The 4,097-nt window shown below is 43.2% G+C and carries 3 protein-coding genes; 2 read left to right on the top strand and 1 reads right to left on the bottom strand.

Annotated features, from left to right (window positions below):
* Window positions 1–694, bottom strand: a 694-nt coding sequence (locus VOR_RS0115785; RefSeq protein ID WP_029627284.1) for an SLC13 family permease, incomplete at its 3' end; no start/stop codon positions are given.
* A gap of 408 nt (window positions 695–1,102) precedes the next feature.
* Between VOR_RS0115785 and VOR_RS0115780 the strand changes: the two genes are divergently transcribed.
* Together VOR_RS0115780 and alr are read left to right on the top strand one after the other, a co-directional pair.
* Window positions 1,103–2,734, top strand: coding sequence for a methyl-accepting chemotaxis protein (locus VOR_RS0115780; RefSeq protein ID WP_010320658.1), 1,632 nt, complete (start codon window positions 1,103–1,105; stop codon window positions 2,732–2,734).
* A 56-nt stretch (window positions 2,735–2,790) separates the two neighbouring features.
* Window positions 2,791–4,014 (top strand): alanine racemase, encoded by a 1,224-nt coding sequence (gene alr, locus VOR_RS0115775; RefSeq protein ID WP_010320657.1) that lies wholly within the window; start codon window positions 2,791–2,793, stop codon window positions 4,012–4,014.
* Window positions 4,015–4,097 lie beyond the last annotated feature (83 nt).

Genomic DNA, 4,097 nt, shown 5'->3' with positions numbered 1-4,097 from the left:
ACCCAAAGAGCATCCATTCGCCAAAGGTAATTAAATTTTCACCGACCAGATATTTCAATGCGATCGCATTGGGAGGAGTACCTATTGGCGTACCTATACCGCCAATATTAGCAGCGACCGGAATACACAAAGCAAAAGCAATTCGCCCTGGATCTTTTGGGCCAAATACCGCGATGACTGGCGTTAAAATGGAAAGCATCATCGCTGTTGTTGCGGTATTGGACATAAACATCGAGAAGATACCGGTAATCAACATCAAGCCTAACATGACATACTTGGGGTTATGGCCAAATGGTTTGAGCAGCACTCGTGCAAGGTTGACATCCAAACGATACTTAGTGGCGGCCATGGCTAAGAAAAAGCCACCCAAAAACAACATAATGATTGGGCTAGCAAACGTCGCCATGATCTCAGTATGTTTTAGCAAGCCACCAAAATGAGCCTCTCCCTCTGCAAGCCTCATAAACCAGATGCCTTTATCGGATAGCATTAGGAGCTCTAACACAATCACAACCACCGATGTGGCATAGATTGGGATCGGTTCAAATACCCAACAAAGAGCGGCGAGCAAAAAGATGGCAATCACTCGCTGCTGTATTACGGTCATCCCTTCAAAAGGGAAAGCAGCCATAGGCAACAATAAAATAAGTAATGGAACTAAAATAGGGATGATAAATTTTAAGTAAGGACGCACCATATAAACTCTTCCTGAGTACTCATAAAAACGATAGATAGTTAGAGGTGTACTTGAATCTCGAACAACGTTGCCATTATGTTACAGTTATCCAGCAAAAAGTTTGGTGTTAGATCAATGAACAACGATTACCATTAAGGCAAATACTCAGAATGGGGGGTCGCTTGCAAATCATCTCACCACTCTTAGATATTCAACCAATAATCAACCATCCTCACATCATTAAAGTTAATCAATCATTTTATCTTTGCACAATCAAACATCTGCTACTTTAATAGTATAGGTATTGTCAATTTATAGATAACATGATAACATCCTCGACCAATCAGGATGTAGATCACATTGTCGGTAAATGGATGTTGTTCGCTCAAGCGACTTTTGACAAAAACAATCAAAGGTAACTCATTCATGTTTTTAAAAAATCTATCCATCAGACAGAAAATTGCAGGCTCATTTAGCCTCATCGCTTTAATCAACATCCTCTTTGCTTGGTTTTTATATAGCGAACTCCAACAAGTCAAAAGTCAGTTGGCTAATTTTGCCGACGATACACTTCCAGCGCTACAACACGTAGATTCAATGGGCGATAAACTCTCCTATTGGCGTCGTGCGCAGTTTGCCTCCTTGATCACTGACGATGCAAACGAGCTTAATCAACGCTTAGTGACTAGCCGCCAATTGCAACAAGAAATTGATGCTGGTTTAAAAGAATATGGCAAAAGTGTTTGGCCAGGCGAAGAAGAGCAAACATTTAAAAAGCTAATGAAAGACTGGGATAGTTACACCAGCATAATTGCACAATTCAATCAGGCTTTAGCGAACAATGACAAAAATAGTGCGCATAAACTGTTAAACCAATCTCTCGATAATTTTCGTCATATTGAAGCCGATATAAAAACGTTGATTGGCATTCTGCAAAAGGCAATGGATGGTAACAAAAGCTATATTCTTAAAGCCGTTGATCGGCTGAACACTTCATCCAGTATCAGTAATATTTCTATTCTCGCCGTTATGGTCATTATCACCCTCTTCTTGACTCGCATAATTTGTGGGCCTTTGCGTTTGGTTGTTGACCAAGCAAACGCGATTGCAGAAGGTAACTTAGCAAAACAGATCGATCGTAATGCTATTGGCAATGACGAATTAGGTGAACTTGCCGATGCCTCACAAAAGATGCAAAATAATTTACGCCAACTGATCGAAGAGATCATCTCCGCTGTAACACAACTAAGCAGTGCAGTGGAAGAGATGAGCCAAATCTCCAATATCTCAGCTCAAGGTATGAAAGAGCAGCAATATCAGATCACACAAGTTGCCACGGCTATGGCACAGATGAAAGCTGCAGTGGCCGATGTAGCACTTAATACTGAGGATTCTGCTTCTCAAGCAAGCAATGCAAACACTAAGGCACAAGAAGGTGCTAAAGATAATGCCACTATGGTGGGCTCAATTCAGCAAGTAGCCACAATTATTGGTCAAGCTGGCGAAACCGTTGCAAATTTAGAACAACAATCCACACAAATTAACGTAGTGCTTGACGTTATCCGTAACATCGCTGAGCAAACAAACTTATTGGCACTGAACGCCGCGATTGAAGCAGCCCGCGCTGGCGAATCTGGCCGAGGCTTTGCTGTTGTTGCCGATGAAGTACGCACCCTTGCGGGAAGAACTCAAGCTTCAACCGGTGAAATCACAACCATTATCGAAAAACTACAAACTATGGCAGGTGAAGCCAAAGAAGCGACAGAACGCTCACGAGTTAGTATCGATTCATGTGTCGCTCAAGGAACTCATTCACAGCAACTGATGGTCTCTATTGAAAACTCAGTAGCCCAAATTGCGGATATGGGAACACAAATCGCCAGTGCTTGTAGTGAACAAGATTCTGTTGCCGATGAACTAAGCCGCAATATTGAAAATATTCATACGGCTTCACAAGAAGTCGCGCAGGGTTCAGAGCAAACCGCACAAGCTTGCCATGAACTCAGTCAATTATCGGTCACATTACAAGACGCCATGGGGCGTTTCAGACTTAACTAAAATAGCGTCAGCCCCTAACGGGGCTTTCTTGTTTTTACTTACCTAGGAGATATAGAATGAACTTCAAAGCCTCTTTTCTTACACTGTCAATTGCCATGGCTTTACCCTCTTTTTCAGCGACTACTGCACCTTTAAGCCTTAACGTCAGTGAGCCTTCTATACAAGAAATTCAGCAATCCAATACTTGGCTTGAGATCGATCTTGGCCAATTCAAACAAAATATTGAGCAGTTTAAGAGCCACATCAACAGCCAAACTAAAATTTGCGCCGTGATGAAGGCAGATGCTTACGGCAACGGTATTCGCGGTTTAATGCCAACGATTCTCGCGCAAGGGATCCCTTGTATTGCAATTACCAGTAATGCAGAGGCGAGAGCCGTACGTGAGAGTGGGTTTAAAGGCCAGTTGATGCGTGTTCGCTCTGCGAGCATTGATGAAATCGCACAAAGTGCCGAGTTCAATATCGAAGAGCTAATCGGTAGCAAAATGCAAGCTGAACAACTCGCTCAGCTAAGCCAGCAAAAAGGTAAAACGATAAGAGTACATTTGGCATTAAATGATGGCGGAATGGGGCGCAATGGTATCGATATGTCAACCGATGTAGGAAAACAAGAATCGATTGCGATTGCTACTCAAAGCGGCATACAAATTGTTGGGATAATGACGCATTTCCCCAATTACAATCCAGATGAAATCCGCAGCAAGTTGGCCAGTTTTAATACCAATTCAGCTTGGTTGATTCAGCAAGCAAACCTAAAACGCGATGAGCTGATTTTGCATGTTGCCAACTCCTATACTGCTCTCAATGTGCCGGAAGCACAACTCGATATGGTACGTCCTGGTGGCGTCCTATATGGCGACTTACCAACTAACCCGGAATATCCATCAATCGTCTCATTCAAAACACGCATTGCGTCATTGCATCATCTTCCTAAAGGAAGCACCGTTGGCTATGACAGTACATACCGCGTAACTAAAGAGAGTGTTTTGGCGAACCTGCCTGTTGGCTATTCGGATGGTTACCCAAGAAAAATGGGCAATCGCAGTGACGTATTGATTAACGGTCAACGAGCAAAGGTGGTTGGAGTAACCTCAATGAACACCACATTGGTTGACGTAACCGATGTGAAAGGCGTCCTTCCTAATCAGGAAGTCACCTTGTTTGGCGCGCAAAAGCAAGGCCGAATCACTGTCAGTGAGCTGGAAGAAAACGCAGAGCTCATATTCCCTGAACTGTATACAATTTGGGGCACGGCAAACCCTCGTTTCTACATCCACTAAGCCAAGCACACTTATTTATCTTTTGGTCCGTGAGTGTTTTGCACTCACGGTATCCCTTTAAAGTATGCGCCCCATGATCCCAC

This window comes from Vibrio ordalii ATCC 33509 (assembly GCA_000257205.1).
Taxonomy (GTDB): domain Bacteria; phylum Pseudomonadota; class Gammaproteobacteria; order Enterobacterales; family Vibrionaceae; genus Vibrio; species Vibrio ordalii.
This window is presented reverse-complemented; position numbering and strand designations above follow the sequence as displayed.

Coding starts and splice junctions, on each gene's coding strand:
- VOR_RS0115780 (WP_010320658.1), top strand. CDS start 1,103: ATGTTTTTAAAAAATCTATCCATCAGACAGAAAATTGCAGGCTCATTT.
- alr (WP_010320657.1), top strand. CDS start 2,791: ATGAACTTCAAAGCCTCTTTTCTTACACTGTCAATTGCCATGGCTTTA.